Genomic DNA, 1,139 nt, shown 5'->3' on the forward strand with positions numbered 1-1,139 from the left:
TGTAACAAAAGACCGAATTCAATAATTTCTTTACCGTTCGCTTCCGTCGTCAGTAAATCCCATGAAAATTCAACTTGCCCAGCACTCGGAAAACTTATCTTGGTCACATCCTTTACAAACGCATCTTTTAACGCCGTATCTTCAGGAAGCGGTACGTTCCCGTTCGTTCCAAAGCCGATGCTTGTCAAATTCTTTCCTACTCCTTGCCCTGCAAGCAGTTTTGTCAACGCTTCTTTTGCCCCCGAAACAATGAGGTTATGATCCTCATACGTTTCAATCAGCGTTCCTTTTTTCCATACCTTTAACCGGAATACGCCTTGTATTCCGGCCGTCTCTTGTATCGTCAGCTTCATAAAACCTCCTCGATGATTTCATCCCGATAATACCGTCCGTCAAATCCGCTATACGTTCCCGAACAATTCCATGAGCCGTCTGCAAGCGCACAATAAGGGCTATATGAGCCGTTGCACGTAAGCGGCCGCTTTATGTGTAATACCATTACACCGTCGCTCGGCGTTGCCGTATCTTGAAAAGCTTCCATAGTAAGATTGACGGTTAAAGCTTCTGCCTTGCCTCTCGGCATTATCGGGTCTCTTAACGCGCTCTCTGCCTGAATACGTTCATAGCCTGAACAATCCCATTCTCCGGTACAGCGGAATGTACCGTCGGCAAAAATACTTTTTTTATACTCATCAAATACTGTTCCGCGCTTATACACAAACCGTACGCATGGAAATAAGCCTGAGCATATCCGCTTTCCATCGCACAGGATTTCTTCTCCTTGATCGCATAAAAAGCGGCCGTCATATCGCAGACAGTCAAAAGGATAGATATCAATGCCGTCCTTTCGTACCGTTGTCGTTTGCGTCTCATCTACCGAAATGCGCTCTACATATTTAAACCATTCGGCGACGGTAAGTGTGATAACGGGGTTTAATAGCTCATCAAGGAATTGCTGCACCCATTGCCAGTCGGAATCCGATAAATCCAATACCTTAACATACACCCGCAAAAATTCTTCCGAGAGAATGTAGCGGCCGCCGAAATGCGCTTCAAGCTGCGATAAGATATAACCGCGCTCCCCTGCCTTAGAAAGAAAAAAGGATGCTGCTGCGACACGGTTTCTAAATTCTTCCGAT

General features: G+C 45.8%; 2 protein-coding genes. Both read right to left on the reverse strand.

Going from position 1 to position 1,139, the window contains the following annotated elements:
* Positions 1-353 (reverse strand): hypothetical protein (locus HGH47_RS12135; RefSeq protein ID WP_432912701.1); only part of this gene is annotated, 353 nt, incomplete at its 3' end.
* Positions 350-1,139, reverse strand: a 790-nt coding sequence (locus tag HGH47_RS12140) for a hypothetical protein (protein ID WP_432912704.1), incomplete at its 5' end; no start/stop codon positions are given. The genes HGH47_RS12140 and HGH47_RS12135, both read right to left, overlap by 4 nt.

The organism is Treponema sp. OMZ 805, from assembly GCF_050937395.1.
Lineage (GTDB): Bacteria > Spirochaetota > Spirochaetia > Treponematales > Treponemataceae > Treponema.